This is a genomic window from Loigolactobacillus backii (assembly GCF_001663675.1).
GTDB classification, from domain to species: Bacteria; Bacillota; Bacilli; order Lactobacillales; family Lactobacillaceae; genus Loigolactobacillus; species Loigolactobacillus backii.
Window position 1 is genome coordinate 1,094,331 of the sequence record NZ_CP014873.1, and the last position, 25,295, is coordinate 1,119,625.

Consider the following 25,295-nt stretch of genomic DNA (forward strand, 5'->3'; position numbering starts at 1 on the left):
ATTATTTAGCCTCTTTTCGCGTATTTTTAACGAAGCAAGCAAAGATGAAGTCGATGACACCAAAAGCAGTTGCAACTAGAAATGCCGCGTGAAAACCGCTCATGGCCGCCTGATACGACTGATCCCGAAAGGCAAGCGGGGCTGTTTTCAACAAGGCATGTGCTGGATTATTTTGCGTCATAACGTTGGCCAGAACACTGCCTAAAATGGCGGTCCCAATCGACGTCATCACTTGGCGCATCGTGCTATTAACGGCAGTTCCGTGGCTTAATTGAATGCCTTTTAAATCAATTGAACTGGCGGCCGTTAACGGCATGGTCACTAGGGCGACGCCGATCATTAAGACTGTGTAGTCGCAAATAATGTAGCTATACGGTGTGTTGCGCGTTAATAAAACAAACGGAATCGTGCCTAGTGTGAGTAAAAAGGTCCCCACTAATGCCAAAAGCCGGCCGCCCATTTCGTCATAAATTCGGCCACTAATCAGGCTGACAATACCGTAAACAAGCGCGCCAGGGAGAATCATTAAACCAGAGTGCAGCGGGCTCATGCCGCGAACATTTTGCAAATACATTGGCAGAACAACCTGAATGCCGATCATTGCCGTGTTGGAAAGTGCAGTAATAATGGAAGCAACGGTAAATGATGGAATTTTCAGTAAACGAACGTTCAAAAAAGGTTCTTTTTGCGGCCATTCGCGCCAAGCAAACAGACCGATGAAAATTAAACCAATAATGATACTAGTGATAACAACGGTCGACAACCAACCGTGTTCACCAACCTCGGAGAAACCATAGAGTAGTGTGCCAAAGCCAATCGTCGAGAGTGCGATAGCCAGGGCATCAATTTTAGATTTTTTAACCGGGATAACGGGGTGAACGAAAATCAAGGTCATGATCACAACTAAAATAACCGGGGGAATCATGATGCCAAATAGATCACGCCAACTGTCATTGTCAAGAATCCAGCCGGAAACAGTTGGCCCAAGCGCTGGTGCTAGGCCAATGACGATTCCACCCAGGCCCATCATTGAGCCACGTTTGTCTGCCGGAAAAATAACCAGCAAGACGGTTTGAATGGTTGGAAAAGTAACGCCAACGCCAATTGCTTGCACTAGGCGGCCAATTAAGATGAAGGAAAAACTATTAGCAGTGAAGCTGATAATTAGACCGACGAGAAAAAAGGCGAGGGCCGTTAAGTAAATTAATTTAAGACTGAAATTATTGAGCAGCCATGCGCTGATTGGAATCATAATGCCCATAATTAGCAGTGGGCCAGTAGTTAGCCACTGAACGGTCGCGCTGGAGATTGAAAATTGATTCATAAGCGTTGGGTAGGCCGTTACTAACATATTCGTCGTTAAAGCAGTACAAAATGTACCTAGCAATAACGTTAACATGAGTAAAATTCGATTGTACTGCCGTCCGTTAGTATCCATCATAGTAAAGACCTCGATTAATAAATTTGCTAAACTGATTGTATCAGGTTATAAAGTATTATATACTGTTTTTAACAGAAAATAAACTGTTTATATAAGTTTGTTTTCAAAGCAAGTTATTTATTAGTCAAAATCTTGTTAAAAAGGGACCGCGTGACGGATTCTTATGGTAAAAATTCTGGCGTAAATTAATTGAAGTGGGCTATTATTGAAGTTAGATTATGGTTGGGGAATGTTTTTACTAGTATTTTTCAAACTAGTTTAATGGAAACGTGTTTGAAAAAGCAGATTCCTGCGGTTGCCATGCTTCAACTTGGCGATTTTCGCCATAGTTGAATGGACAACGTATGGAGCATCAAGATTATTAGCGCATCTGGCTAATAATCCTCAATTGCGGAATAGTAGCTACAACAGCCAAATCATCTGTTGCACAGATAATTCGTCCGTTTAGGCTGCGATTCGGACTTTGGTTCATCTTAGTCCGATCGACAACGTCAGTAATCCTCAGAATCTAACCGCTTTTTAAGGCACTCTCATTGGAAACGTGTTTGAAAAAGCAGATTATTGCGTATAGCTACGCTAGTCGAACGATCCGCTGCGCGGCTCTTTTCGCCTAGCTAGGCTATACTCCATAATCTAACCGCTTATTCAAGCACTCTAGATTAACGTGTAAGGAGCAACATAATGGTAAAGAAAAGAACGTTAACTAAAGAAAAGGTTTTAGAAATGGCCGAACAGTTAATTGAAGAAAAGGGTATCAATCAACTGACCATTCGTGATTTAGCGTCGGCCTTAGAAGTGCGCCCGCAGTCGATTTACAACTACGCCCATAGTCTTGGCGATTTGTTGGATCAAGTAGGGCTGCACTTCATCAACCAAATTTCACAACAATTAACAAAACAGTTGATTGGCATCTCTGGCCGCAAAGCGTTAATGACCTTTGCTCAAGAATTTCGCCAAGCTTGTAAGCAACATCCAGGGTTAGCGCCGTTATTACTAGATTTGAACACTTTACCCCGCACATCAAAAACGCACCAAGCACTGATCGAACTTTATCGAGATGTCTTTACGCCATTGCAATTAACCGATGACACCACAAAGGTTGAGGCGACTTTGTACCGCTCAACCCTGTTTGGTTTCATTGTTCAAGAAATTGGTGGTTTTCTCAATTTACCCGCTGAAGTGGTTGACGAACGCTTTGACCAAACTATGACGCTGGCAATTGATCAAGTCAGAAAAATGAAATAAAGCGTCGTGTAAAAAGCGGGCCTAATGATCCTTTTTAAAATGTGGCCAACATAAAGAAGTGCAGCAAAATAAAATTTGTTGCACTTCTTTATGTTGGCCTCTTTTATTGCCAATGTCAGCAGATCTGTCATATACAAAGATAAGTATGACGTAGTTTAAAAATAATTAGATATTAATTTGAAATTAAGATTGATTTTAATCTTAATTTAATCTAGAATGAATTTATTCTTTAAACTAGCTAAGGGGGTCATTGTAATTGTTACCCTATGAATTAATTCCCGCCAGTGACCAGGCGCTCAATGTAACCTTTTCTAACAAAATTGATCCACAGATTAATTTAATCATTAGTCGCTTGGCGGCAAAGTTAAGTAAACAAGCCGCAATTACAGCTTTATTACCAGCGTTTCGAACGTTGACGGTTTTTTATCAACCATTGGAGACAAGTTTGGAACAAATAGAGGCGTTAGTGACCACTTCACTTCAGCAATTGGATTTACACAAAGGTAGTGAGGCGCGAGTCGTTCATATTCCTGTTTGTTACACGACTGAATTTGGTCCTGATTTAGAAAAAGTGGCCGCCCACGCAAAATTAGATACCGCAGAATTAATTAAACGACACACAAAACCAAATTACTTGATCTACATGTTAGGCTTTCTGCCAGGGTTTGCCTATCTAGGCGGACTAGATCCACAGATTGCAATGCCCCGGTTGACTTCACCACGAGCAACAATTCCGGCGGGCTCGGTTGGCATTGCCGGTGAACAAACGGGGATGTACCCAGTGGTTTCACCAGGTGGTTGGCAATTAATTGGTCGCACGCCAATTAAATTGTTTGATCCCCAACGCGATCAGCCGCTATTGTACCAAGCAGGGGACTACATTCATTTTGATGAAATTAGTCAATCGGAATTTACCCAAATTACGGATAATTCGGCAGCTTACCAGATTAAAGTAACTCGAGAGCAGGTGAAAAGCTGATGAGTATTACGGTACTAAGTGGTGGTTTACTAACCACTGTTCAAGACTTTGGCCGCACAGCCCAGCAGGCAAGTGGCTTTTGTGTTTCCGGAGTGATGGATCCGTGGGCTTTTCGCTTAGCCAATTTATTAGTTGCCAATGATCCCAAAACTGCTGGGTTAGAAATCACCAGTATTGGACCAACGTTGCAGTTTAATCAGGATTGCATTGTCGCGTTGACAGGCGCAACTGGCAAGGCAAGTTTGGATGGACGGCCGTTTCCTTTTTACCAGGCACAGCTGGTATCAGCTGGTCAATGTTTAGCAATCAAACAGCTAACCAACGGTGTTCGGAGTTATTTGGCCGTTGCTGGTGGCTTTGCCTTACCTGAAGTGATGGGCAGTTTGGCAACCAGCACACGTTACCAGCTGGGTGGTTTTCACGGACGAGCTTTGCAGGCCGGGGATGTTTTACCGTTACAGCAGGCATCACCCTACGTCCCAAGCTATGGCAGTCGCAAGTTAGCTGTTTCGAGTTATGCCGAAAAACAGGTGACGGTGCGGGTGACGCCGGGCCCACAATTTAAGCAATTTACTGAGCAAGTTCAACAAGAATTTTTAAAAACGAGCTTTACGATTAGTGACGCTTCTGATCGAATGGGCTACCGCTTAAACGGTGCAAAATTAACCGTCGCGCAGACCGGAAACTTGTTGTCAGAAGGAACCTTCTTTGGCGGCGTACAAATTCCGCAAAATGGTGAACCAATTATTTTGTTAGCTGATCGCCAAACAACTGGTGGGTACCCAGTTATTGCAGTTTTGGCTAGCGTTGATTTGCCGTTGATTGCCCAAGCACAGCCGGGGATGCAAGTTAATTTTAAATTAATCCCCATCATGGCGGCCCAGAAGTTGTTACAAGAACGGCAAAAACAACTAACCCAGTTAACCCAACAAGTACAGCAACCAAGTCGGGAAGATTTAAGCCCCCGATTGCCAGCAAGCCGCGTGAGAAGGTTGTTTGACGACTAGAGTGTTTGGAAAGGCGGTTAGATTCTGAGGATTACTAACGTTGTCGATCGGACTAAAATAAACCGAAGTCCGAATCGCAGCCTAGATTGACAAATTATCTGTGAAACAGATGATTTGGCGATCGTAGCTAACCGCAGGAATCTACTTTTCCAAACACGTTTAATCTAGTTCGGCCCAAACCCAATTCCCAACACAATCTTATCGAGGAAGGATCGATAATTACATGAATGTGGATGAAATAAAAGCACTGATGGATCACATGGCGGCCAGCAATTTGACCTCATTTACCTATCAAAATGAACAAACAACATTAAAGCTAACTAAGGAACCAAGTAATTCCCCACAACCTGAATCAACTCAGCCGACGCCAGCGTTGGGAAAAAATCCAGCTGACACCAAGTCAACGCTGAAGTCACCTTTGGTAGGTGTCTTCTACGCTTCGGCTTCTCCCGATGAGCCACCATTTGTCAAAACTGGCGATAACGTCGAAGTCGGCCAGACGATTGGCATCATTGAAGCAATGAAAATGATGCATGATGTGAAAGCCGACAAGGCCGGTAAAGTTACCCAGATTTTAGTTGGTAACGAACAGCGCGTGGGTTACGACGATCCGCTGTTTGAACTGGACTAGAGAGTGTTTGAAAAAGCGGTCAGATGGGAGTGGGACAAAAGTCTGTTTTGGGTTGAAGCACGTGAACCCAGATTTTTGGTTCACGCTCTAGAGTAATGATCGGAAATAGTGATTTTATGACCAATTCTAGTGTAAACGTGTTTGAAAAAGCAGATTCCTGCGGTTAGCTACAACAGCCAAATTACCTTTTTCAAAGGTAATTCATCTGTTTAGGCTAATCCTCAGAATCTAACCGCTTTTTCAAACACTCTAGTTTTTAATTAGGAAGTGAGCTCGTGAAAAAAGTATTGATTGCAAATCGTGGTGAAATCGCGGTACGAATTATTCGGGCCTGTCGCGAACTTAATTTGCGGACAGTTGCCATTTATTCCGTGGCTGATAAAACGGCATTACACGTGCAACTTGCCGATGAGGCGGTTTGCGTTGGCGCGGCCGATCCACAAAAGAGTTACTTAAATATTAATAATATTGTTGCGGCGGCGGTTACTACTGGGGCGGACGCCGTTCATCCGGGCTATGGTTTCTTGTCAGAAAATGCCGATTTTGCCAAAAGTTGTGAAGAACAAGGCTTAACTTTTATTGGTCCTGCGGCAAAAGTGATCGCACAAATGGGTGACAAGGCAGCAGCCCGGGAGATTATGCAGGCCGCTGACGTGCCGGTTATTCCCGGCAGTCCTGGTGGCTTTACAGAACAAAAAGTTGGCTTGCGCTTAGCTGCCGATGTCGGCTACCCGGTCATGCTAAAAGCTGCGGCAGGCGGTGGTGGCAAAGGAATGCGTGTGATTGAGTCAGCCAAACAATTTAATCATGACTTTCAGTTAGCTCAAAGTGAAGCCGAAAAATCATTTGCTAATGGCGAAATGTACCTTGAAAAATACATCGATCGACCGCGGCACATTGAGGTTCAGATCATTGGTGATGAAAAGGGCCACGTTTTAGTTTTAGGTGAGCGTGATTGTTCGTTGCAGCAGCACCACCAAAAAATGATTGAAGAGGCACCTAGTGATGTGCTTGATGAAGCAACTAGGCAGCAAATGTACGCAACTTCCGTTAATGCGGCCAAAACAATTCATTACGTTGGCGCTGGCACAATTGAATTTTTATACGCTGGCCCAGGCCAATTTTATTTTATGGAAATGAATACGCGGGTTCAGGTGGAGCACCCAATAACGGAGCTCATCACCGATCAGGATATTGTTGCTTTACAGTTAAAAGTTGCGGCTGGTGAAGAACTGCCAGAAAAACAGGCAGCGGTTCACGGTCACGCTTTAGAATGCCGGGTGAATGCACAAACGCCCGGTAAGATTACTGGTTTACATTTACCTGGCGGCAACGGTGTTCGCGTCGACACGGCCCTTTATCAAGGTTACGAAGTTCCGCCGGATTATGACGCGATGATCGCCAAGATAATCGTTTACGCCAGCGACCGCCCAACTGCGGTTGCCAAAATGAAAGTTGCCATTGAAGAAACCGTGATTAGTGGCATTCAGACTAATCTTGATTTCTTGGACGAGCTGTTAAATGCGCCGGCCTATACCGCCGATGACATTAATATTACGTTTATTGATGATTTTGTGGCGACCAAAGTGGGCAGTAACGCTTAGAAAACTGGGCCGCGTTTGAAAAATACATTTATTAGCATTTATCTAACTAATTTAGTGTAACCGTGCTTGGAATATGGGTGCTTTTTCAAACACTTTCTAGGTTTTGGAAACTAAGGAGATGCATGGGATAGTGGAGACTGAACTAACACTGACGCCTACTAAATTGCGCCAGGCGTGTCGAACTGAGCAGTTTTGCGATCAAACAAGTGGCCTATGTCCCGGCTATACGCAAGCTAATTTAGTGATTTTACCGGAGAAAGATGCGTACGATTTTTTGCTATTTGCACAGCGTAATCCTAAACCGTGCCCTATTTTAGAGGTTACGGATAGCGGGAGTCGCCAGTTACAAAAATTTGCTCAGGATGTGGATTTGGCCCGGGATTTTCCCCAATACCGAATTTATCAAAGGGGCAAACTAGTGGCTGAGCCATTAAATGTGGTCGATTATTGGCGGCCTGATTTGGTTAGTTTTCTCATTGGGTGCAGTTTTTCGTTTGAAGCGGCCATGATTGCAGCGGGGATCGAAATGCGCCATATTACGGAGCACGTCAATGTGCCGATGTACAATACCAATATTCCGGCCAAGTCAGCTGGTCGTTTTCACGGCAATTACGTTGTCAGCATGCGGCCAATTCCGGAAAATCAAATTGTTCGCGCCGTAACCGTGACCGAACAGTTGCCGCAAGTCCATGGTACGCCATTGCAGATTGGCGATCCGGCGACAATTGGCATTACGGATATCTCTAAACCAGATTACGGCGATGCAGTGACCATTAATCCTGGTGAGGTCCCAGTATTCTGGGCCTGTGGGGTGACACCACAAGCTGTTGTCGTTGCAAGCAAACCAGATTTCGTTATTACCCACGCACCAGGGCATATGTTGGTAACTGATATCAAAGATACCGATTTGAAGTATCAACTGTAATGAAGAGTGCTTCAAAAAGCGTTTAGATTCTGAGCATTAGCCTAAATTGACGAATTATTTGCAAAGCAAATGATTCGTCAATTGTAGCTAAGCGCAGGAATCTGCTTTTTTAAGCACGTTTAAGCAAGATTCAAAAAGCGGTTAGATTCTGCTTCTTTAGGTACATTTTAGAATAGGTTTAGATGCTGAAATTAGTCCTTAGAAAACTTAGGAGGTTTTTAACGTGGCAAAGATAGATTTAAATTGCGATCTTGGTGAGAGTTTTGGTCGTTATACCTTAGGTTTGGACGCTGAGGTTTTGCCTTACGTCACTTCGGCCAATATTGCTTGTGGTTTTCACGCCGGCGATCCAACCGTGATGGCTAGTACCGTTGCGTTGGCCGAAAAAAATCACGTGGCTTTAGGCGCTCATCCTGGTCTACCGGACTTAATGGGCTTTGGTCGCCGCAAAATGCAAATAACACCTGCTGAGGCCAAAGACTACGTTCAGTACCAAGTTGGCGCTTTGGCCGCTTTTAGCCAAACGGGAAAGTTACACCACGTTAAGCCGCACGGTGCGCTATACAACATGGCGGCTAAGGATTACGATTTGGCCCGGGGAATTTGTTTAGGCATCAAGGCAGTTGATCCAACGCTGATTTTATTCGGCCTGGCTAACAGTCAGCTGATTAAAGCGGCCCAGGACGTTAATTTACCTTACGCCCAAGAAATTTTCGCCGACCGAAATTATTTAGCTGATGGATCATTAGTCCCACGTTCACAGCCCAACGCGATGGTAACCGATGAAGAAACGGCCGTTAAACGGACGATTGCGATGATTGAATCGCAAAGTGTCACTGCGGTTGATGGCCAAAAAATTGCTTTAAAGCCAGATTCGGTTTGTGTCCACGGTGACGGTGCAAAGGCAGTCGCTTTCGTTCAAAAAATTCACGCAGCGTTGTTGGCTGCTGGAATTGACGTCAAGGCAGTTTAGCGAGTGTTTAAAAAGGGCATTCAGGTTTCGAGCATTACTGACGATGTCGACCGTATCAAGATCAATCAAAGTCTGAAGCGCTGTACAGGCTAATAATCTTGATTGGCCATCTATTGTCGGTTCAACTATACAAGCGCAGAGATCTGCCTTTTTAAACACGCTCGAGCATGAGGGGAGAGAATTGAATGAAAGAGAATCAAACAGCAAAGAAACGTTCACCACTTAGTGTTGCCATGGGGGCAGCCTTTATGATGGCAATGGCCGCAGTTGGGCCAGGTTTTCTAACGCAAACGGCAACCTTCACGGGGAAGATGGGCGCCGATTTTGGATTTGCAATTTTAATTTGTATCATTGTTGATGTTGTTGTTCAATTGAATATTTGGCGCATTATCGTGGTTTCGGGAAAAAGGGCACAGGTTTTAGCCAACGAAGTGGTTCCTGGACTTGGGTATTTGCTGACGGCCCTCATTGTTATTGGTGGTTTCTTCTTTAACATCGGGAACGTTGGTGGTGCAGGCCTTGGGCTAAACGTCCTCTTTGGTATTTCACCGGAAAATGGTGCCCTGATTGCCGCCGCCGCAGCAATCGTTATCTTTTTAGTTAAGAATGCCATGTTAGTTGTTGATCGTTCGGTTCAATTTTTGGCCGTCATTAAGGTTTGTATTTTGATTTACATTTTGGCGGTATCGACAGTTCCGATTCAGCCAGCAATCGTGCATACATTTATGCCGACCAACGTTAATTTCTATTCAATCGTGACCATTGTTGGTGGGACGGTTGGCGGCTATATCTCTTTCTCCGGGGGCCATCGTTTGTTAGAAGGCGGCGTTCACGGTCAAGAGAACATCAAGTACGTTAAGGAAGGCGCATTAACCGGGATTACGATTGCGTCAATTATTCGGATCATGTTGTTCTTAGCTGGTTTGGCCGTTGTTATGGCCGGCCATAAACTGGATCCAGCTAATCCTGCTGCTTCAATTTTCAAAGACGCTGCTGGCCAGTTTGGTTATAAATTCTTTGGCCTATTGCTATTAGCGGCCGGGATGACTTCAACTTTAGGGTCAACCTTCACCTCCGTTTCTTTCTTAGATTACACAGTCAATCAAAGTAGTGAAAATAAGTATCTGCGTTTCCGTTCCTGGTTGATTGTTGCCTTTATTGTTGCTTCAACCGCAATTTTCTACTTTATTGGTAATCCGGCCAAAGTGCTCGTTTTTGTAGGTGCACTTAATGGATTAATTTTACCAATTGCGTTGGCGATTCTGTTAGTTGCTGCAACAAAAGAAAAGATCATGGGGGCGACTTACCGCCATCCACGGTGGTTGCTGATCACTGGTTGGATTGTCGTTGCGTTTATGGCCTATGCAGGCGTGCGCGCGCTTTTGACAATGCAGTTTTAGAAATAAAGAATTTTAAGAACGTTTAGATTCAGCTTTGTGATTTAGAATTACTGCAGTAAACACATTGCTACAAAAATAAGATGAGACTAGGGCTTTTGCTGTACCAGTCTCATCTTATTTTTTGCGCAATGCTACTGGCCAGTGTTACTTTTCGACAATACTTATCGGTTAAAGATCAACCCGGCAAATTTTCAAATTAAACTGCCGGCAGGCCAGTATTTTTTCTGAGCGGTTGGGACAAAAGTTCTAGCCCCTGACTTATTCCCGAGCATTACGCTAGAACGTGTGCCAAAAGTCTGGGTTCACGTGCCTAACTGCAGCTAATCTAATAACCACAGTGCGGTTATTAGATTAGCTTACGTTACGCAGTAAACCCAAAACCAACTTTTGGCACACTCCTTTAATTTATCGACGGATAAGAAAAATAATTCAAAAAAATGAAGCGCTTTCCCAAAATTAAAGTATAATGAAAAATGTAAATAAAATTTTCACTTTAAATTAAGAAAGAAGGATTTTAAATGGCTAAAATCTTATGTGTTTTATATCCCGATCCAATTAATGGCTATCCAACTGACTACGCCCGGGATTCAATTCCGCAAATTACGCAGTATCCGGACGGTAGCAGTGTGCCAACGCCTAAGGCAATCGACTTCACTCCGGGGCAATTACTAGGCAGTGTTTCTGGTGAACTTGGATTACGAAAGTTTCTTGAGGCCCAAGGTCATGAATTAGTTGTTACTTCTGATAAAGAGGGCCCTGATTCCGTTTTTGATCGTGAATTGCCAGATGCAGATGTGGTGATTTCGCAACCATTCTGGCCAGCCTATTTAACGGCTGAACGGATTGCAAAGGCTAAAAAATTAAAATTGGCGATTACGGCCGGAATTGGTTCTGATCACGTTGATCTTAATGCGGCTAATCAGCATAGTATTACTGTGGCCGAAGTCACATATAGCAATAGTGTTAGTGTTGCCGAACATGATGTGATGCAGGTCCTCGCCTTGGTCCGCAACTTTGTGCCCGCTCACGATGTTGTTCGTTCCGGCGGTTGGAATATTGCTGACATCGTGGAACATGCTTATGATTTAGAGGGTATGACAGTTGGCGTGGTTGGTGCCGGGCGAATTGGCCAGGCAGTGCTGCGGCGCCTCAAACCATTTGATGTTAATTTGTTTTACAATAAACGTCACCAGTTGTCGACTGAGTTAGAACAAGAACTTGGTGCAACCTACATCAAAGACGTTCACGAGTTGGCGGCAAAAATGGACGTAGTTGTTTTATGCCCACCTTTGCACAGCGAAACTTACCATCTATTTGATACGGAAATGATCAATTCAATGAAGCGCGGCGCCTACATTGTTAACGATAGTCGTGGTGAATTAGTTGATCGCGATGCCATCGTTACTGCCTTGAAATCTGGCCAATTAGCTGGTTACGCTGGGGACGTTTGGTACCCCCAGCCTGCGCCCGCTGACCATCCATGGCGATCAATGCCCCATGAGGCCATGACGCCACATATGTCAGGCACAACGCTGTCGGCCCAAGCACGCTATGCCGCGGGAACCCGGGAGATTTTGGAAGCCTTTTTGGCAAATAAACCAATTCGCCCAGAATATTTGATTGCCGAAGGGGGTCAACTTGCTGGGACTGGGGCTAAATCTTATACCGTTAAAAAAGGTCAAGATACTCCTGGTAGTGGGCACAAAGAATAATAGCGAAAACTTTTTAACGATAATTGTTTGCGCAGGACACATTAAAACGGCTACGACAAAATCTTATTTTTGCCGTAGCCGTTTTAGGTTATAAAATTAGTTTTTTAATATTATTTAGGCCGTGTCCTCAAATTTAAAATTGTTCGTTATTTATAAGAATTCAACTATTTTCAAAGCAAGTGTCCGACTGTTCCTAAATTACCTTACTAAATAACCGCAAAATTTCAGTAACGGAATAGGTTTATTGATTTTGAAAAGACACCCTAATTTTTTAAATCAAAATTCACTGCTCCTAGCTGCAAATTCAGCTAACATCAATTAAAACGTTAACGTCTCTGTTTGCTTATCAGCGGTAACGTCAACTGAATTAAAGTCAACCGTAAAGAAATCATTATGTGCAGCATAAGCGGCACTATTTGGGAATTTATCAAAGTAAGCCTGCTTCATTGAGTCAGTTAACGTTACTTTTTGAATCTTGGCCTGCTTGGCGCGGGCGTACTTTTGTTCACTAACTGCTTGCGTGGTAAAGGCCGCAACGGAATGAGCGGTGATTTCCGCGACTTTCGCTGAATCAGCACCGGACATGAACAATAGTTGATGTGTTTCTGGTAGGTAAACAAATAAAACGATTCTAACATCTGGTGCTTGACCATCAACCGTTAACGTTGCAATGGCTACTTGAGCGGCTTCTTGCATAATTTGATCAAATTTATCCTGTACATTCATAAATAATGCATCTCCTTGATAACAAAAATTAACACTGTTCATTATTTGGATAAAATCAGCAATTTTGTTTCTCATGCTTTATCCAACTTTATTATAAGATTTTAAAAATCACTGTCCATTAAATCGCTGTTCAAATTAAAGCAAAATTACGCACATAATTAGTCGTAGTCACGGTGGTTATACGACTTATTTGGAAAAGAGCTCAGGCCCTGAGTATTACTGCCGTTGTCGCTTGGACCAAGTCAGAGTAGCGCAAAAGTCAGATTTAGCAACACGCTTTAATAACGTTTAAAAGCCTGATCAATCACCGTAAAGGCTTGATCCAATTGTGCGCGGGTGATTACCAGTGGTGGTTGGAACCGTAAAATGTGATCCAGACCAGTAATCATTAAAACGCCGTGTTCAAAGCAGTCGCGGATAATCGTTTGGGCAGCGTTCACTGCTGGCTGCTTTGTTTGCCGATCGGTAACTAGCTCAATCCCGGCGTTAAGGCCAATGCAGCGCACATCGCCAATTAAGGGGTACTTTTGTTGTAGTGCCCGCCATTTATCGGCGGCATACTGACCATCAATTTTTGATTTAGTGACTAATTTTTCTTGATCAATGACGTCCAAAGTGGCTAGGGCGGCCGCACAACAAATTGGGTTGGCCGCAGTTGTTGTAGCGTTGGCCGGTGCCGGTAAACTGTCCATAATTTCAGAACGACCAATCACTGCCGACAAAGGCATGCCGGACGCTAGCGATTTACCAGTAGCCAATAAATCAGGGACAATACCGTAGTGATCAATCGACCAGTAAGTACCGCTGCGACCTAATCCTTGGTTGATTTCGTCAACGGCAAACATGATCCCATTTTGCCGACAAAAGTTAGCCAAGGACTGTAGGTAGGCCTTAGGCGGTGCAACAATGCCAGCGTCACCTTGAATCGGTTCAATGATAATTGCCGCTACCTCTTCAACAGGTAGGTCACGCTCAAATAATTGTTTGAATTCGTAAAAGCTACGTTTGGCAAAGGCCGCTGTCGATTCGTTGGGTAATTGATCACGGTAAGCGTTTGGAAAATGAACATGGTAGACGTCAGGCAATAAAGGGCCCATTTTTCGGTGCATGTTTGGGCTAATTGCGGACAAAGTTGCGGCACCCAAAGTCGTACCGTGCCAGCTGTTACTGAAAGAAAGGATGATTGGCCGTTTGGTATAGGCGCGGGCAAATTTAATTAAGCCCTCGGCGGCCTCAGAGCCAGAGGTACTAAAAGAAACCTTCTTCGACGCAGTACCAGGGGCTAATTTGGCCAAACGCTCAGCCAATTCAATTTCAGGTTGGTGGTAAAAGTAGCCCGAAATATAGTGAACGAGCTGATCAGCCTGCTGTTTGATGGCCTGGACCACTTCCGGCCTGCTGTGCCCGACATTAACGGCCGATACACTGGCCAGCAAATCAATGTAGTGATTGCCATCAACGTCCCACAACTCGGCTCCTAAACCATGATCAACGACTAAATTAAAAAAAGGTAAACGCCCTGCGCCAGCAAAATAGCGCTGGTCTTGGGTGACTAATTGTTCATCCCGTTGATGCTGTCTTGTCATAACTGCCACCTCCAAGGGAGTGTTTGGAAAAGCGTCCAGATTCTGAGGATTAACCTAAACAGACGAATTACCTTTGAAAAAGGTGATTTGGCTGTTGTAGCTACTATTACGCAATTGAGGATTATTACTAGCCTCGCTGACGATGTCGATCGGACTAGAATGAACCGAAGTCCGAATCGCAGCACAAAACGCTAATAATCTAGATGCTTCATACGTTGTCCATTCAACTACTACTTCGCAATTATGGTTAGTTATTTGCAAAGATCGCAAATAACTCATGATGCTTCGAATGTTGTCTATTCTTGTGGCAAAGTACGTGCCGCAAGAACTAGCACGGCCAAAACCGCCAAGTTGAAACATGGCAACCGCAGGAATCTGCTTTTTCAAGCACGTTTATACTAAATTAGTCAAGTAAATAACTAATAAAGGTGTTTTTTAAATATGACCCAAATTCTACCATTCAAACACTCTCTAATTATAGCAAAAATAAATGTGAAAATAGAAGTTAGATTTTGAACGCAACTTTATTCATGCTTTACTAGGATATAAGTTTTAAAAATTAAAGTAGGTAAGGTTGATATTGTTTGTAAAATGGTTGTGCTAAGAGTGAACCGCGGCTTCAATAACGGCCTTTGCAATAATTTAAAAACTTTATTTTCTGAAAACGTTGTATAAGGCTTTTCCCACCGCGCATTTATCTGTATGATAAAAGTGATAACGGAGGTGCGCTATGCAAAAGATTTTGATTTTAAATGCAGGAAGTTCGTCACTTAAGTGGCAGCTATTTGAAATGCCCAGTGAAACGGTGATCGCCAAAGGTGCAGTTGATCGTTTGGCGATGACCGATTCGATTTTTACCATTAAATATGCGGGCAATCAGAAATATACGAAAACAATTGATCATTTAGATCACGAAGACGCCGCACAATTATTGCTAGCCAAATTACAAGAGCTCAACATTATTACGAGTCTAAGTGATTTAAGTGGTGTGGGCCACCGCGTCGTTGCCGGTGGGGAAGTCTTCAAACACGCGGTGAAAGTAACACCAGAACGTCTAAAGCAAATTGATTCAATGAAGGCTTTTGCGCCCTTACACAACCCAATGGAAGTTAACTATATTAAAATAATGCAGCACGTCTTACCCCAAGTTGCGCAATATGCAGTTTTTGACAGTCAGTTTTTTACTGATTTACCAGAAGAAAACGCCATTTACAGTATTCCCTACGAAGATACGCAAAAGTTCAATATTCGGCGTTACGGCGAACACGGAATTAGCCATCAGTACCTGGCCAATCGCGCTGCCGAGCTACTTGGTAAACCATTAGCCGATTTAAAAATGATCACTTTACATTTAGGCAGTGGTTCATCAGTGGCTGCCGAAAAAAGCGGTAAGGCCTATGATACCTCGATGGGCTTTACGCCGCTGACTGGCCTGACGATGGGAACACGCGCGGGCGATGTTGATCCGGCGGTTGTGCCCTATTTAATGGAGAAGCTGCATCTAGACTCAGCAACGGATGTCATTAAACGTTTAAATCAGCAGTCAGGCCTACTGGGTATTTCGGGAATTTCTTCTGATATGCGTGATTTAAAGGCGGCCACCGATAATCCCCGGGCGCAGTTAGCAATTGAAATTTTTATCAACCGCGTAGTTAAATACGTAGGAAGTTACTTTGCCGAATTAGGTGGTTTGGACGTCCTTGTTTTTGCGGGCGGTATTGGTGAACATAACGCCGAACTACGGGCTGAGATTGGCAAACGGCTGGCAGCACTAGGTGTCACGATTGATTCAAAATTGAACGCGGCCGGCAAGGAAGGACTACTGTCAATGCCAGAAGCCAAGGTGCAAGTGATGCTAGTGCCAACCAATGAAGAATTGGCGATGGTTCGCCAGGTGGGAGCATCGCTAGAGAGTGTTTGAAAAAGCGGTTAGATTATGGAGTATAGCCTAGACGGGCGAAAAGAGACGCGCAGCGGATCGTTCGACCGGCGTAGCTAACCGCAGGAACCTGCTTTTTCAAACACGTTTCCGCTAAATCCGCTAGGGGGCTACTGTTAAAAATATTTTCAAAACACGATCTAAATCAATGTACGGTAAGCTGGATTCCTTTAAAATGAACCCTAATTAACTTAATTTTAAATACCGCAAACATCCTTTGCTTCAAATGGCCTGACTTAAACTATAAGTGCTACATTGACCCCTTAACTTAAACAGAGTCCCCCGTAATCCAGATTTCTTTTCTAGATTACGGGAGGCCCTTTTTTTGCTAGAAAGGCGTTTCTATGTTAAAGTGGTCCTTTGGGTCAATTTGAAATTTTTAATGAAAAGATTGTTATAGTAGTACTTTTAGTGTTGATCGAAATTGAAAGTTTAATAAAATTATAAAAATGCTGTTTATATTGTAGAAACACGAATTAAGGAGGTTCATTCATTGATTACTGTTAGTAATATGAGTTTAAGTTTTTCCGACCGTAAGCTGTATGATGACGTCAATTTGAAATTTACGCCAGGTAATTGTTACGGCATTATTGGTGCCAATGGTGCTGGCAAATCAACTTTTTTGAAAATATTGGAAGGTAAAATCAAACCGACTACAGGAACGGTTTCGATTTCACCAAATGAACGAATGGCGAGCCTGAACCAGGATCACTATGCTTTTGAAGATGAAACGGTGCTGAACACGGTTATCCAGGGGCATAAGCGTTTATACGAAATCATGCAGGAAAAGGATGCCTTGTACGCTAAGGCTGATTTTAGTGACGCCGATGGGATGAAAGCTGCCGAACTAGAAGGCGAGTTTGCTGAATTAGATGGTTGGAGCGCCGAAACTGAAGCTGATCAATTGCTGCAACAATTAGGCATTGATGAAAAAATGCAGCAGTTAAAAATGAGTGACTGAAACTTGAAAGCTAATAATCACGCCAAAGGCGTGTGGTTATTGGCTTTTTTGGCAAAAAAATAAACGCAAGCTCTCCTGCGTTGTATACTTTAGTCGACCAAAACCAAGATACAAAGGAGACTTACGTCATGAATATTATAAGACAAAAAAATACAGAAAACGAGCTTCACAATATTGTTCATCAATTTACTTCCCTCATTGGTCTATCTAAACTCACCAAGTTGGTGAATTATCGCCGGCATTCAGAAATCAGCTTGATGAAGGTCATTGAATGGCTGCTCACGACAAAGTTCCTGGGACGCTCGCTTTATCGAGCCCATGAAACACCTAACTTTACCAGTCGCACCGTCAGAAATAATTTGAACGATGGCCGGATCAATTGGCAACGCTTGATTTGTCAAGTTGGGAGTCATTTAATCAAGCATTTACGACCGTTTATTGACCGCCGGCGGCGGTTAGCATTGATCATTGACGATACACTCTTTTCCCGTGAGTACGCCACCCAAACCGAATTACTAGCGCGAGTCTTTGACCATGACAAACAGTTATATATTAAGGGATACCGGGCTTTAACTTTGGGTTGGAGTGACGCCAATACATTCTTACCGATCAACTTTGCATTAATGTCTTCCAAGAAGCCACAAAACGTCCTTGGAAAATCAGCTAAAACAACCGATCAACGAACAATTGCTGGCCGGAGACGTCGCCAAGCACAGCAAAAAATGAACCTCGTTTCATTGCAACTTGTCAAGCAAGCCCTCGCAAATGGCGTTCTAGCTGACTATGTGTTATTTGATAGCTGGTATAGCTCACCAAAAATGTTCTATGAATTAACCAAGTTGGGATTAAACGGCGTGGGCATGCTTAAACGGTCCAGCAAAATTTACTATCAATATCGCGGACGGCAATATTCAGTTAAAGCATTATACAAGCGACTGCAGGCCTCAAAATATCAACCCAAGCAAGCTTATCAATACAGCTGCTTTGTCGAAGCGCACGTCGGGAACCAAAAATTCAAGCTTCGCTTGGTATTTGTGGCTAATCGGGCCCGTCAAGATGACTACCTAGTACTGGCAACGACTCAGTTAGGCCTTCAGCCACAAGAGATCATTCAACTATACGCCCGAAGATGGCAAATTGAGAATTACTTTAAAGTTGCCAAGCAATACTTGCGGCTCGACAAATCACAAGTTCAAAATTATGACGGGCTTTGTGGGCATTTAGCAATTGTCATGATGACTTATGACCTATTAGCTTGGCAGGAACGGCAAAATCAGGATGATCGCACCATTGGGGATTTATTCTTTATAATGAACGAAGCCATGCCAGATATTGAGTTGTCTCAAGCACTGGTATGGCTTCTAAATTCGTTAAAAACGATTATTAATCATGAAGTTTATGCAAGAAGAGCCCAAATTATTCAGATGATGAATCAGTTCTTCACATTTTTGCCGAAACGGTTAGTTTCGCTGTTAACAGCAAGCTAAATGGTTAAATTAATTAAAATATGCCCTGTGATACCAAGGGATCAGTCTGTCTTCATACTTTCAAGTTTCAGATGAGTGAACTAACTGAAAACGATAAAGTTAAGGTCTTGTTGGGCCAAGCCTTATTTGGCAAACCTGATATTTTGTTATTGGACGAACCAACAAATGGCCTGGACACGCAGACAATTCAATGGTTGGAAAATTTCTTGGGCGATTTTCCCAATACAGTCATCGTTGTCTCACATGATCGCCATTTTCTGAACACGGTTTGTACCCAAATGTGTGACGTTGATTTCGGTAAAATCCAACTATTCGTTGGTAATTACGATTTCTGGCTGGAATCCAGTCAATTAGCTGCCAAGTTGAAATCTGACGCCAATGCCAAAAAAGAAGATCAAATTAAGGAATTACAAGCATTCGTGGCTCGTTTTAGCGCCAACGCTTCAAAATCGAAACAGGCAACGTCACGGAAAAAGCAATTAGAGAAAATTACCTTAGATGATATTAAGCCATCAAGTCGCCGCTACCCGTACATTAAATTTGAAAGCGAACGACCTCTGGGTAATGACTTATTACGTGTGGAAAATATTTCCAAAACCGTCGATGGCGTTAAGATCTTGGATAACATTACCTTTACCATTCAGCCGGGCGAAAAGGCGGCCTTAATTAGTCGTAGCGATTTGGCAACGACAACTTTAATGCAGATTTTAGCAGGCAAATTGCAGCCTGATCACGGCACGGTTACTTGGGGAATTACGACGCAACGTAGTTATTTGGCGAAGGATATTAACGCTGAATTTGATAATAGTGAACTTTCCATTTTGGACTGGTTACGCCAGTTTGCATCCAAGGAACAAAGCGATAATACGTTTTTACGTGGTTTCTTAGGCCAAATGCTATTTTCAAATGATGATGTGTTGAAAAAACTAAACGTACTATCTGGTGGCGAGAAGGTTCGCTGCATGTTAGCGAAGTTGATGCTAACCAAGGCCAACGTGCTCTTGTTAGATGATCCAACTAATCATTTGGATCTTGAATCAATTACAGCATTAAATAATGCTTTAGTTGATTATAAGGATTCCATTATTTTAACTTCCCACGATTACGAATTTATCCAAACCATCGCTGACCACATTGTCGAAGTAACGCCAAATGGTGCGATTGATCGTGCCGAAACGACTTACACGGAGTTCCTAGATCACCAAGACGTTCAAAAAAAGGTTGCGGCACTTTACGCCGAAGCCAAATGATTGAGCTAGCGTATGATAAATGGTAAAGTGGCTCCTGGAACTTGATTTTATTAGTTGAAGGGAAGTTTTAGTATGGCCGTTTTTCGTGCGTACAGTGATGAACAAAAAATTGAATATTTAAAACAAGCAGCGCCTAACTCTGATGTTTATACCGATAATGCAACCTTGGCGAAGCATTTAAATGCACCACAGGGAATGCAAGTCGCAACTGGTAAATTATTTGCTTATGTAGCGGTCAGCAATGTCGCGGATATTCAGGGCGTTTTACAGGCCGCCCGAAAATTTCACATTGCGGTTATTCCACAAACAACGGCAACTAGTACCGTTTCCGGCTCTGATGGCATTGATGGCGCGATTATCTTGTCGACTGCCAAGATGGCCAAAATTTTAGAAGTCAACCGTGAGGACCAAGTTGCCGTTGTCCAACCTGGTGTTATTAATAAGGATTTGGACACTGCCGCTAGAAAAATTGGTATGTTTTACGCACCAGATCCGGGTTCTAAACCAATTTCCGCAGTTGGCGGCAACGTTGCGACTAACGCAGGTGGGATGAGTACCGTGAAATACGGTGCAACTAAGGATTCGGTATTAGGGATGAAGGTCGTCTTGGCTGATGGCCGCGAAATCTCACTTGGTCACCGCACTTTAAAGCAGGCTTTTGGTTACAATTTAACCCAATTATTTGTTGGGTCAGAAGGAACTTTAGGCATCATTACTGAAATTACCGTTAAATTGTTCCCAATTCCTTTGGGCACATCCGTAACGGGGGTTGCTTTTTTCAAGGATATGACCGAATTATCTAAAGCAGTTACTGAAATTCGCGCCTCTGGTGTTTACCCAGCAATGCTTGAAGCCTTGGACGCACACACGGTTGAAGCAATTGATAAGTATGAAGGAACCCACTATTCTGATAATAGTGGCGCCATGTTGATTTTACGCCTTGATACTGGTGGCGATGCGGCCTTGAAGGCTACTGAAAAAATTCTGGATCAGTTTAACGCCCAGAACTTGCAGGTTACTTCTGATCCAAAGAAGGCTGCTGCAATCGAAAAATTGCGCCAAGATATGTTACCAGCAGTTTTTGCCAATGGTAATCACGTGATGGAGGATATGGCAGTTCCCATGTCTAAGCTGGCGCCAATGATGGATTACATCAGTGAAGTTGGCAAAAAATTGGACGTTGATATTTATACGGCAGGTCACGCCGGCGATGGCAATGTTCATCCAAGTTTAATTTGGCCAAAAGAAGAAAAGGAAGTCCCTGAAAAAGTTATTCAGGCTTTACAACTAATGTTCCACGAAACTTTACGCCTAGGTGGCACAATTTCCGGTGAACATGCAGTTGGCATGTTGAAAAATCAGTGGGTAAATGAAGAATTAGGTGACGATGTTGATATGCTTCAACACCAGATCAAAGATTTATTTGACCCAATGAATTTGTTAAATCCAAAACGGAAGATTGACTAGCAAGATCTACTTAAGAATTATAGCTAGTGTTTGGTACGTTTAAACTTAATTAATCTTTTTATACAATTGAATACGCTAATAACTAGGACCAGCTGATCAATTTGTCATCGGTTAGTAGGTCAAGGAGTGTTTTCCTGATTATTTTGATGGAAACGTGTTTGAAAAAGCAGATTATTGCGTATAGCTACGCCAGTCGAACGATCCGCTGCGCGTCTCTTTTCGCCTAGCTAGGCTATACTCCATAATCTAACCGCTTTTTCAAACACTCTCCTAGTTATTAGCGTATTTTTGTGCACCTAAAACAATTTTCGCAAGCAAATTGATGTATAAATATTAGGCCGCTTCTGCTAAAATAGGGCTATTTAATTGAAAACGTTTCTCAATTATGAATATGAGCCAAAGGTGGATTAGTATGGCAAAGTTAGTTGGAAAAGATTTGGTTATTGGTTACCGCCAGCAGGTTATTATTAAGCAGTTGAACGTTGTTTTTCCTGAACATGAGATCATTGGCCTAATTGGACCTAATGGTAGTGGCAAGTCGACCCTTTTAAATGTGTTATCCGGATTTCGGCAACCTAAAGCTGGCGTTGTTGAACTTGATGGGCAAAAGCTTAGTGATCTAGCGCCAAAACAACGCGCGCAAAAAATTGCTAGTTTACCGCAAAATCCCAGTGCACCAATGGATACGTTAGTGCGTGACCTAGTCGGTTATGGTCGTTATGCGTACCAAAAGCCACTGCAAGGACTGCAGAAAACTGATCAGGTGGCAATAAATACAGCGCTGGAACAGGCCGGAATGGTTGGTCTGGAACAGCGAACCATTAAGAATTTATCCGGGGGTCAACGGCAGCGTGCCTTTATTGCAATGATTTTAGCGCAAAATAGTGATATTTTATTGCTGGATGAACCGACCAGCTCACTGGATTTAATGCACCAGTTAGAAATTTTGAAATTATTACGTCAATTAAATCAGAAATTACACAAGACAATTATTTTAGTTATTCATGACCTTAATCAGGCCGCGCGTTTTTGCGACACGTTACTGTGTTTACGTGCCGGCAAGGTTCGTTATCAGGGTGCCCCGAGTAAAGTTTTTACTGAGCAAATGCTGGCCGAAGTTTTTCAAATTCACGCCAAAATGGGTATTGATCCGTTAACTAAACAGCCCATGATTTTGAGTTATGACATCTAATTGCCTGCTTGTAAATTAAAGGTTATTCCGCTAATCTTAAGAAGATTAGATTATGTTTAGAGGAGGATGACTATGGCTATTGAGTTAATAGCAATTGATATTGATGGAACATTACTAAATGAGAGAAATGAGCTGGCACCGGCCACGACGCAAGCGATAAAAGCCGCAACGAAAAAAGGAATTAAGGTCGTTTTATGTACCGGCCGACCAATGACCGGGGTCACTGCCTACCTTGATACTTTAGGCATAAATGCCGCCACGGATCAGTACGTTGTGACCTTTAATGGTGCTTTGGCCCAGACAACTGACGGAAAAGTTATAAGCGCAAACGCGTTAAGCTACGACGATTACCTTGATTTAGAGGCGTTGGCCCAGAAGCTTTCGATTCATTTTCACGTTGAAACTAGCGATCGAATGTACACGGCCGATCGCGATATGAGTGAATACACGGTTCACGAGGCCAAATTAGTTTCACTGCCACTTTCATATCGAACAACGGGGGAAATGCGTGGAATTACGATTTCCAAGGGCATGTATATCGATCAGCCTAAAGTGCTTGATGCAGCAATTGCGCACCAGGATATTTGGCGTCCTTTTGAAGAACAATTTACCTTTGTTAAAAGTGCCCCGTTTTACCTTGAGGCCACTAAAAAGGGGACGAATAAGGGGAACGCGTTGTCAATGTTGGCCCAAACGCTTAACTTAACGGCGGATAACGTGATGGCGATTGGTGATCAGCAAAATGATCTCAGTATGATTGAATATGCAGGCTTTGGGGTAGCTATGGGAAACGCCATTCCTAGCGTTAAGCAGGCAGCGCAAGCAGTTACTTTAGATAACGTGCACGATGGCGTTGCGGCGACAATTAATCAAATGTTAAGTTAGAGTGCGTTTGGCAAGATGCACGATAAATTGTACTTACCGTATTTCGGTTTAGCTTGTTTTTGACAAGTTGCTTTTGGCCGTCAAATCACTGGACATTTTAGTGGTTTGCGTTATTCTTTAAGCTAAGAAGTCAAGTTATGGCGGTGGCCAAAATTAGGTGTTTGATAAAAATTTTGTTTCACAGTGCCTGAAGATAGATTAATAATAGGTTACAATTATCGCAACCTGAGGAGGTTCTTCCATGGAAGCTTTACCAAAAGTTACGCAAGCAGAATTATTAGAGCGAATTAAGTCTGGTAAGTACATGTTATTCTTTTCGGCGGATTGGTGCCCAGATTGCCGCTTTATTAAGCCAGCAATGCCAGAAATTGAGGCCGAATATTCGGACTTTACGTTCTTAGCTGTCGATCGGGATGAAAATATTGATTTAGCGGCTGAACTGAATATTTTTGGCATCCCAAGTTTTATCGCTTATCAAGATGGCAAGGAACTAGGCCGCTTTGTTAACAAGGACCGCAAGACTAAGGTTGAAGTTGAAAAGTTCATTAACGAATTGCCAGTAACTGCAAAATAATATTTATTGTGTGTCAAAAAAGCTAAAGATGGTTATACTGAAGACAGAGGGTTCGGTAATCAACAATGTTGCTAACTCTGGTTCACTATAAAAGAGGCGAGACAGCATGGCAGAAAAACTCAGTAAAGCACAGAAAAAAGAAATGATTCAAAAAGCTGAAGAAGATCGTGCTAAACATCCTAAGGCCAAAAGTGACATTTCTGGTTTTGAAACAATCGATAAAGAGTCTAGAAAATTAGAAAAAGAGAACCAATAATGTTAATCATGTGGTATAAAATAGTTATACTCCGTGGCTACCTTAATCTTTAGTTAATGAGAATGAGGTGGCCATTGAGCCATATTTTATACCACATTTTTTGTGCAATAAAATAAGTTGAATTTTAAATAGATCCGCAAAATAATCCTTAAAGAATTTAGGAGGCATAAACATGGCGATTAAAGGAAAAGTTGTTGTAATTACTGGTGCATCTAGTGGTATTGGCGCGGCAACAACCCGGCGGCTAGCACAAGCAGGAGCCAAGTTGGTGATTGGCGCCCGGCGAAAGGATCGCCTGGAAGATTTGGTGACCGCTTTGGCACCGGCTGAAGTAATCTACCAGGTAACTGATGTGACTGATAAAAAGCAAGTACAGTCTTTAGTGAATTTAGCCGTAGAGAAATTCGGCCGCGTGGATGTTCTGTTTAACAACGCCGGTTTAATGCCACTTTCTGAGTTGAATGAGTTAAAAGTAAACGAGTGGGAACAAATGATTGACGTTAACATCAAAGGCGTATTGTACGGCATTGCCGCCGTGTTACCAATCATGGAAAAACAGGGCTCTGGTCACGTCATAACAACCGACTCGGTAGCTGGTCACGTTATTCATCCTGGAACTGCCGTTTACTCTGGTACCAAGTGGGCAATCCAGGCCATTATGGATGGTTTGCGGCAAGAACAAGCTGGTAAAATTCGGACAACGATGATTTCACCTGGTGCAGTTAACACTGAACTTTACCGAACCATCACTAACGAAAAAAAGCGGCAGCAAATTAAAAATGACGAGCAAACGTCTGGTTTAGCAGCAGAAGATGTTGCTAACGCGGTGGCTTATGCGATTGACCAACCAAATAATGTTGGTATTAACGAAATTTTATTGCGACCAATTACGCAACAACGTTAAGCAACAAAGCGCTAATGCTGTAAAACTAAAGGTTGAAAGTTAAATAGTTACCCAATACCCCAGTCTGCTGGGGTATTTTAATACAAAAATAGACATGAAACCATTCACATCTGTATACTTAAAGCGTCTAAACAAAAACCATACAGAGGAG

Annotated in this window: 21 protein-coding genes and 1 pseudogene; 19 read left to right on the forward strand and 3 right to left on the reverse strand. The window is 43.0% G+C overall.

Going from position 1 to position 25,295, the window contains the following annotated elements; all coding sequences use genetic code 11:
* Window position 1: 1 nt before the first annotated feature.
* Window positions 2–1,441: an MDR family MFS transporter gene (locus AYR53_RS04725; protein ID WP_068225746.1), complete on the reverse strand. Its 1,440-nt coding sequence runs from the start codon at window positions 1,439–1,441 to the stop codon at window positions 2–4.
* Between the two features lie 681 nt (window positions 1,442–2,122).
* On the opposite strand from AYR53_RS04725, the gene AYR53_RS04730 reads away from it, so the two are divergent.
* The 9 genes from AYR53_RS04730 (at window position 2,123) to AYR53_RS04770 (ending at window position 11,917) form a co-directional block, all read left to right on the forward strand.
* Entirely contained in the window at window positions 2,123–2,686 is a 564-nt protein-coding gene (locus AYR53_RS04730) for a TetR/AcrR family transcriptional regulator (protein WP_068225745.1), read from the forward strand.
* Between the two features lie 256 nt (window positions 2,687–2,942).
* A complete protein-coding gene (pxpB, locus tag AYR53_RS04735; protein WP_068281239.1) occupies window positions 2,943–3,665 on the forward strand; it encodes a 5-oxoprolinase subunit PxpB in 723 nt (240 codons plus the stop codon).
* A complete protein-coding gene (locus AYR53_RS04740; protein ID WP_068281238.1) occupies window positions 3,665–4,672 on the forward strand; it encodes a 5-oxoprolinase subunit C family protein in 1,008 nt (335 codons plus the stop codon). Before pxpB ends, AYR53_RS04740 begins: the two co-directional genes overlap by 1 nt.
* 223 nt (window positions 4,673–4,895) lie before the next feature.
* Window positions 4,896–5,303, forward strand: a complete 408-nt coding sequence (locus AYR53_RS04745; RefSeq protein WP_068281237.1) for an acetyl-CoA carboxylase biotin carboxyl carrier protein — start codon at window positions 4,896–4,898, stop codon at window positions 5,301–5,303.
* A 275-nt stretch (window positions 5,304–5,578) separates the two neighbouring features.
* A complete protein-coding gene (locus AYR53_RS04750) occupies window positions 5,579–6,907 on the forward strand; it encodes an acetyl-CoA carboxylase biotin carboxylase subunit (protein WP_068281236.1) in 1,329 nt (442 codons plus the stop codon).
* Window positions 6,908–7,034: 127 nt separating this feature from the next.
* The gene (locus tag AYR53_RS04755) at window positions 7,035–7,832 is read left to right on the forward strand and encodes a putative hydro-lyase (protein WP_416361152.1); all 798 of its coding nucleotides are present in this window, start codon (window positions 7,035–7,037) and stop codon (window positions 7,830–7,832) included.
* Window positions 7,833–8,055: 223 nt separating this feature from the next.
* Window positions 8,056–8,805 (forward strand): LamB/YcsF family protein, encoded by a 750-nt coding sequence (locus AYR53_RS04760; RefSeq protein ID WP_068281234.1) that lies wholly within the window; start codon window positions 8,056–8,058, stop codon window positions 8,803–8,805.
* A gap of 185 nt (window positions 8,806–8,990) precedes the next feature.
* Complete coding sequence (locus AYR53_RS04765; protein ID WP_068281233.1) at window positions 8,991–10,205, forward strand: NRAMP family divalent metal transporter; 1,215 nt, start codon at window positions 8,991–8,993, stop codon at window positions 10,203–10,205.
* Window positions 10,206–10,723: 518 nt separating this feature from the next.
* Window positions 10,724–11,917 carry an NAD-dependent formate dehydrogenase gene (locus tag AYR53_RS04770; protein ID WP_068281232.1) on the forward strand — a complete coding sequence of 398 codons (1,194 nt, stop codon included), beginning with the start codon at window positions 10,724–10,726 and terminating at the stop codon, window positions 11,915–11,917.
* Between the two features lie 318 nt (window positions 11,918–12,235).
* Here AYR53_RS04770 and AYR53_RS04775 read toward each other — a convergent pair whose 3' ends face one another.
* Together AYR53_RS04775 and AYR53_RS04780 are read right to left on the reverse strand one after the other, a co-directional pair.
* Window positions 12,236–12,718: a pyridoxamine 5'-phosphate oxidase family protein gene (locus AYR53_RS04775; RefSeq protein WP_082920436.1), complete on the reverse strand. Its 483-nt coding sequence runs from the start codon at window positions 12,716–12,718 to the stop codon at window positions 12,236–12,238.
* Window positions 12,719–12,921: 203 nt separating this feature from the next.
* Complete coding sequence (locus AYR53_RS04780) at window positions 12,922–14,229, reverse strand: aspartate aminotransferase family protein (RefSeq protein WP_068281230.1); 1,308 nt, start codon at window positions 14,227–14,229, stop codon at window positions 12,922–12,924.
* A gap of 730 nt (window positions 14,230–14,959) precedes the next feature.
* On the opposite strand from AYR53_RS04780, the gene AYR53_RS04785 reads away from it, so the two are divergent.
* The 10 genes and pseudogenes from AYR53_RS04785 to AYR53_RS04825 all read left to right on the forward strand — a co-directional run bounded on the left by AYR53_RS04785 (window position 14,960) and on the right by AYR53_RS04825 (window position 25,144).
* Complete coding sequence (locus tag AYR53_RS04785) at window positions 14,960–16,150, forward strand: acetate/propionate family kinase (RefSeq protein ID WP_068225734.1); 1,191 nt, start codon at window positions 14,960–14,962, stop codon at window positions 16,148–16,150.
* A 511-nt stretch (window positions 16,151–16,661) separates the two neighbouring features.
* Window positions 16,662–17,126: pseudogene (locus tag AYR53_RS04790) on the forward strand (ATP-binding cassette domain-containing protein); the annotation flags it as partial.
* 131 nt (window positions 17,127–17,257) lie between these two features.
* The gene (locus tag AYR53_RS04795; RefSeq protein ID WP_056973869.1) at window positions 17,258–18,616 is read left to right on the forward strand and encodes an IS4 family transposase; all 1,359 of its coding nucleotides are present in this window, start codon (window positions 17,258–17,260) and stop codon (window positions 18,614–18,616) included.
* A gap of 20 nt (window positions 18,617–18,636) precedes the next feature.
* On the forward strand, window positions 18,637–19,866 hold the full coding sequence (locus AYR53_RS04800) for an ABC-F family ATP-binding cassette domain-containing protein (RefSeq protein WP_068281228.1): 1,230 nt from the start codon (window positions 18,637–18,639) through the stop codon (window positions 19,864–19,866).
* A gap of 72 nt (window positions 19,867–19,938) precedes the next feature.
* Window positions 19,939–21,333 (forward strand): FAD-binding oxidoreductase, encoded by a 1,395-nt coding sequence (locus AYR53_RS04805; RefSeq protein ID WP_068281227.1) that lies wholly within the window; start codon window positions 19,939–19,941, stop codon window positions 21,331–21,333.
* 412 nt (window positions 21,334–21,745) lie between these two features.
* Window positions 21,746–22,525 carry an ABC transporter ATP-binding protein gene (locus tag AYR53_RS04810; protein WP_068477247.1) on the forward strand — a complete coding sequence of 260 codons (780 nt, stop codon included), beginning with the start codon at window positions 21,746–21,748 and terminating at the stop codon, window positions 22,523–22,525.
* 72 nt (window positions 22,526–22,597) lie between these two features.
* Window positions 22,598–23,410: a sugar-phosphatase gene (gene yidA / locus AYR53_RS04815; RefSeq protein ID WP_068281226.1), complete on the forward strand. Its 813-nt coding sequence runs from the start codon at window positions 22,598–22,600 to the stop codon at window positions 23,408–23,410.
* Between the two features lie 241 nt (window positions 23,411–23,651).
* Window positions 23,652–23,984, forward strand: coding sequence for a thioredoxin family protein (locus AYR53_RS04820; RefSeq protein ID WP_068225729.1), 333 nt, complete (start codon window positions 23,652–23,654; stop codon window positions 23,982–23,984).
* A gap of 106 nt (window positions 23,985–24,090) precedes the next feature.
* Window positions 24,091–24,240, forward strand: coding sequence for a hypothetical protein (locus AYR53_RS13630; RefSeq protein WP_100070757.1), 150 nt, complete (start codon window positions 24,091–24,093; stop codon window positions 24,238–24,240).
* A gap of 172 nt (window positions 24,241–24,412) precedes the next feature.
* Window positions 24,413–25,144, forward strand: a complete 732-nt coding sequence (locus AYR53_RS04825; protein WP_068225728.1) for an SDR family oxidoreductase — start codon at window positions 24,413–24,415, stop codon at window positions 25,142–25,144.
* Window positions 25,145–25,295: the final 151 nt, after the last annotated feature.

Bases quoted from the DNA above. Each gene is read 5' to 3' on its own strand.
- AYR53_RS04725 (WP_068225746.1), bottom strand. From the start codon at position 1,441: ATGATGGATACTAACGGACGGCAGTACAATCGAATTTTACTCATGTTA.
- AYR53_RS04730 (WP_068225745.1), top strand. From the start codon at position 2,123: ATGGTAAAGAAAAGAACGTTAACTAAAGAAAAGGTTTTAGAAATGGCC.
- AYR53_RS04740 (WP_068281238.1), top strand. From the start codon at position 3,665: ATGAGTATTACGGTACTAAGTGGTGGTTTACTAACCACTGTTCAAGAC.
- AYR53_RS04745 (WP_068281237.1), top strand. From the start codon at position 4,896: ATGAATGTGGATGAAATAAAAGCACTGATGGATCACATGGCGGCCAGC.
- AYR53_RS04765 (WP_068281233.1), top strand. From the start codon at position 8,991: ATGAAAGAGAATCAAACAGCAAAGAAACGTTCACCACTTAGTGTTGCC.
- AYR53_RS04770 (WP_068281232.1), top strand. From the start codon at position 10,724: ATGGCTAAAATCTTATGTGTTTTATATCCCGATCCAATTAATGGCTAT.
- AYR53_RS04775 (WP_082920436.1), bottom strand. From the start codon at position 12,718: ATGAGAAACAAAATTGCTGATTTTATCCAAATAATGAACAGTGTTAAT.
- AYR53_RS04780 (WP_068281230.1), bottom strand. From the start codon at position 14,229: ATGACAAGACAGCATCAACGGGATGAACAATTAGTCACCCAAGACCAG.
- AYR53_RS04785 (WP_068225734.1), top strand. From the start codon at position 14,960: ATGCAAAAGATTTTGATTTTAAATGCAGGAAGTTCGTCACTTAAGTGG.
- AYR53_RS04795 (WP_056973869.1), top strand. From the start codon at position 17,258: ATGAATATTATAAGACAAAAAAATACAGAAAACGAGCTTCACAATATT.
- AYR53_RS04800 (WP_068281228.1), top strand. From the start codon at position 18,637: ATGCCCTGTGATACCAAGGGATCAGTCTGTCTTCATACTTTCAAGTTT.
- AYR53_RS04805 (WP_068281227.1), top strand. From the start codon at position 19,939: ATGGCCGTTTTTCGTGCGTACAGTGATGAACAAAAAATTGAATATTTA.
- AYR53_RS04810 (WP_068477247.1), top strand. From the start codon at position 21,746: ATGGCAAAGTTAGTTGGAAAAGATTTGGTTATTGGTTACCGCCAGCAG.
- yidA (WP_068281226.1), top strand. From the start codon at position 22,598: ATGGCTATTGAGTTAATAGCAATTGATATTGATGGAACATTACTAAAT.
- AYR53_RS04820 (WP_068225729.1), top strand. From the start codon at position 23,652: ATGGAAGCTTTACCAAAAGTTACGCAAGCAGAATTATTAGAGCGAATT.
- AYR53_RS13630 (WP_100070757.1), top strand. From the start codon at position 24,091: ATGGCAGAAAAACTCAGTAAAGCACAGAAAAAAGAAATGATTCAAAAA.
- AYR53_RS04825 (WP_068225728.1), top strand. From the start codon at position 24,413: ATGGCGATTAAAGGAAAAGTTGTTGTAATTACTGGTGCATCTAGTGGT.